The 3677-nt window shown below is 68.5% G+C and carries 5 protein-coding genes and 1 pseudogene; all 6 read left to right on the top strand.

The window, feature by feature from the left end; genetic code table 11:
• A pseudogene (locus VFZ20_RS11200) lies at positions 1-362 on the top strand (hypothetical protein); the annotation flags it as partial.
• 282 nt (positions 363-644) lie between these two features.
• Complete coding sequence (locus VFZ20_RS11205; RefSeq protein ID WP_329683963.1) at positions 645-851, top strand: hypothetical protein; 207 nt, start codon at positions 645-647, stop codon at positions 849-851.
• A gap of 109 nt (positions 852-960) precedes the next feature.
• Positions 961-1170 carry a hypothetical protein gene (locus VFZ20_RS11210; RefSeq protein ID WP_329683964.1) on the top strand — a complete coding sequence of 70 codons (210 nt, stop codon included), beginning with the start codon at positions 961-963 and terminating at the stop codon, positions 1168-1170.
• A 164-nt stretch (positions 1171-1334) separates the two neighbouring features.
• Complete coding sequence (locus tag VFZ20_RS11215; protein ID WP_329683965.1) at positions 1335-2039, top strand: thioredoxin domain-containing protein; 705 nt, start codon at positions 1335-1337, stop codon at positions 2037-2039.
• 35 nt (positions 2040-2074) lie between these two features.
• A complete protein-coding gene (locus tag VFZ20_RS11220) occupies positions 2075-3232 on the top strand; it encodes a hypothetical protein (RefSeq protein ID WP_329683966.1) in 1158 nt (385 codons plus the stop codon).
• Positions 3233-3288: 56 nt separating this feature from the next.
• Positions 3289-3677 (top strand): hypothetical protein (locus tag VFZ20_RS11225; RefSeq protein ID WP_329683967.1); only part of this gene is annotated, 389 nt, incomplete at its 3' end.

The raw sequence follows: 3677 nt of genomic DNA on the forward strand, positions 1-3677 counted from the left end.
GCAGGGTGTTCGATTTCGTCACGCTCGTGGCGGGTGCGTCTCACGTAGAGCCGGCATGGGCAATCGTGCCGGGGTGGTGGCGCATCCTGGAGGCCCGCGGACGGGGCGCGGAGCCGGTGCTCCGGGTGGTGCGGGACGGAACTCGGAACCCCGCGCCTGACCCGCTGGCCCTGGCGCAGTTGCTGTGGAGGGAAGAGCTCGTGGCGATGCTCGAAGAATGCGGAGCGTCGAAACGGCTGCTTCGACGCCCCAAGTGGGACCTGTGGCCGGCGCTGGCCGAGTGCCTCCCCGCGGCCGATCTGGGAGCGCGCGTGCGTGGGGCGCTTCGGGAGCGGCAAAGCTGGCGGCGTCAGCCAAGTTGATCTCGCGACCGCTCCCGCGGAGCGGACGTGCACCTACGAAATGGCGCACTGCGCACCGGAATGGTGCGTAGTGGACCATTTTGGTGCTTGCGCGCGTGCAAGCACGCAAGTGGTCAAAGTGGCCTGAACGGTTGCGTCACTTGTGTTTAGACCGGGTTTCATCAAGCGGCCCGTAATGGACTCACGTTTGCCGAAACAAAGAAGTTGCGCGATTCCCGGCACGCAGGAATGGACACTCGTTCCCGTGATGTTCTCCATCCATTCGCAACGAGGAGGTGGACCATGAGAAAAATGGCACGTATTGTGAGCGGGGTCCTCGTCGGGACGGCCATGCTGTCCCTGGGAGGGCTCGTCTCACCCGCCGCGGCAAGCTCCCCCGGCGGCTTCTGCGACGAAACGGCAAACTTCGTCTGCTGTTGCTCGACCAACAGCGACGGCTCCATCAACGATTGCTCCTGCATGCCGAAGGGCGGAGTCCAGCCCACCTGATCCAGCCGCGAAACGGTCCGGTACCGGGGGTCGCGCAGCCCACACGTACCCGCGCCGCAGTGCGCTCGCGCACTGAGGGCGCCCACCATTTCGATCTGGAGAGTGGATCATGAATCGAGTGACCCGGCTCGTCAGCGGAGCTCTCGTCGGCGGTGCGCTGCTGTCCCTCGGGCTCGCGGTGACCCCGGCTTCGGCAACTGGCCCCGGCGGTTTCTGCGACGAAACCGCGAACTACGTCTGCTGCTGCACGACGAACGCGGATGGCTCAATCCAGTCGTGCCTCTGCAAGCCGAACGGCGGCGGGATGGAGCCGACCTGAAGCAGATCGTGACCGCCTGTGCTTCCGCGCGACATAGCGAGCGCTCTCATGCGGACACCACGGCGGTTGTCAATCAGGCTTGCTTGATGATGGACGGCCACGACGCTCGGTTCCGGCCGGCTCCGCGGCGTGGCCAGTCTTCCCCCCTTTGATCGGAGGCACGTGTGAAGGCGCTGATTCGCCGGCTCCGTCCTGATCCCTACTTCGTCGCCGGCGTGCTGGCGGTCGTGGTGATCGGGGCCGTGTATCGTGTTCAAGCTTCCCCTGCCCGCGCCGGGGAACTCCCAGTCTCGACCATCTCCAGCGAGTTCATCCGCGGTCTGGACCTCCTCGGAGCTGGACGCACGCAGGGCTCCGCTGACGCCCCCGTAAAGGTGATCGAGCTGTTCGATTACCAGTGTCCCGCGTGTGCCGCGGCCCACGAAGCGGTCTGGCCCAGCGTCGCCCGACTGATCGAGCGTGGCGCTGTGCAGTACACCGCCTACGATCTCCCCCTCCCGGGTCACGCCAACGCCATTCCGGCCTCGGTGGTGGCCAACTGCGTCGCGGAGCGGGTGCCGGAGCACTTCGCGGAGGTTCGCCGTCGTCTCTTCGCGACGCAGGCAGCGTGGTCCGAGGCGTACCCGGCCGAGCCCGCGCTGCTGGAGGTGGTCGCGGCGGCAGGGGCGGACTCCGCCGCCGTGCGCGAATGTGCCGGCGCCACGGGCTCCAGCCGTGCCGCCGTCTATCGGAAAACGTGGGAGGCCGCCCGCACAGCGGGGGTGACCTTCACGCCCGCGTGGGCGGTGAACGGCAAGGTGGTGAAGTGGGCCGACCTCGAGGCCGAGGTGGAGGCGGCTGTTCGGCGGGCTGGCTCGGCGGCGGAGTAGAACCGGAAACCTTCATCGCGTCCTGCATGGGTCCCATGAAATCACAACCTTCCCGTCTCCTCGCACTGCTGCTCGTCGCGGCATGCGGCCGCGCCGCCGCCGAGGACTCCGGTGCCGGAGGATCGGAGTGGGTCCTGTCGCCGCAGCCGGTCGTATCCATCGGCGTGGCGGACGGGGACCCCAACTACCAGCTCTACAACGTGTCCGCCGCGACCCGCCTGGCAGACGGACGCATCGTGGTCCTGAACACCGGAAATTCGTCGCTGGCGGCGTACGATGCACGTGGACAGTTCTTGTTCAGGGCGGGCCGCAAGGGGCAGGGGCCAGGGGAGTTCGAGGTGCCGACCTGGCTCGGCAGCCTGCCGGGCGACACCCTCGCAGTGTGGGATCAGCGGCTCAAGCGCCTGTCGTTCTTCAGCGGCGACGGCACCTACCGGCAGGCGACGAGCGCCCCGGGCGCGGAAGGCATGTTCCCGAAGGCGGTGGGGCTGTTCAGTGACCGCACGCTCGCCCTGGACCCCGGGCCCGACGTGTTCGCCATGATGCAGGGAGAACGCGGCATCCGCCGCGACTCGGTGACGCTCCACCGATTCGCCAGCGACGGTTCTCACGCCGGGGTCCTCGCGAAGTACGCCGGAAACGAAGTCCACGTGGCGGACCGCGCCACCGGCTTCGCCTGGAACGACGTGCCCTTCGCGCGCCAGACGTACGTCGCCGTCGCGGGCGAACGCCTGTACGTCGGCGACAGCGGCTCCGGTGTGATCACGATCTATCGGGCGGATGGCACGGCCGCTGGCGTGCTCCGCAGCCCGCTCGCCCCCTGGCGCATCCAGAGCTCGGACGTGGCGGAATACAGGAGGAGCCGGCTCGCGGTCATCGAAGACCCGGAGCGGCGGCGGGAGATGGAGGTCACCCTCGACGCCGCTCCGGTCCCGGAGCTTTCTCCGGCGTTCGGTGCGCTTGCCGTGGACCCGGAGGGCAACGTCTGGATCCAGGCATATCCCCGCCCGGGCGAGCCAACCGTTCCTTGGGCCGTGCTCGGACCCGGTGGAGAACCGCTCGCACGCATCGCCGTCCCCAGCGCGCTGCAGGTGCTGGAGGTCGGGCGCGACTACCTGCTGGGACTCCGCCGGGACGAGCTCGGTGTCGAGAAGGTGGAGATGTACTCCGTGACGCGGACGCCCCGGAGCTGACCATGCCTGTCTCTCTACGAGTCCGGCTGCTGGGCGCGGTTCTCCTTGGCATCACGATGAGCACGCCGGCGGACGGCCAGTTGCGCCGCATTCGTGTGCTGGGAACGGAGGCCGATCTCTACCAGGTGCGTGCGGCCGCGTTCAGCGGTCGTGACCTCGTGGTGCTGAGCGCGGGCTTCCCTGCGCTGCATCTCTTCGAGGGTGCGCGCCACCGTGCGTGGGCGCCGCGCGGCCGTGGCCCCGCCGAGCTGACCAGCCCGCAGAACGTGGTGTGGAGCGGCAATCGCATCCTGGTCCGCGACTCGGAGTTGCGGAAGATTGCCTCGTACGACCGCCAGGGGAACTTCCTCGGCTCCCGCCCGTTGAACGCGGGGATGGCGGTGCGGCTGGAGATGGCGGGTCGTGACACGCTCGTGGAGCTGTTCGGGCCGCAGACGCGCGTGGT

It is taken from the genome of Longimicrobium sp. (genome assembly GCF_036280135.1).
GTDB lineage: Bacteria > Gemmatimonadota > Gemmatimonadetes > Longimicrobiales > Longimicrobiaceae > Longimicrobium.

Coding starts and splice junctions, on each gene's coding strand:
- VFZ20_RS11205 (WP_329683963.1), top strand. CDS start 645: ATGAGAAAAATGGCACGTATTGTGAGCGGGGTCCTCGTCGGGACGGCC.
- VFZ20_RS11210 (WP_329683964.1), top strand. CDS start 961: ATGAATCGAGTGACCCGGCTCGTCAGCGGAGCTCTCGTCGGCGGTGCG.
- VFZ20_RS11220 (WP_329683966.1), top strand. CDS start 2,075: ATGAAATCACAACCTTCCCGTCTCCTCGCACTGCTGCTCGTCGCGGCA.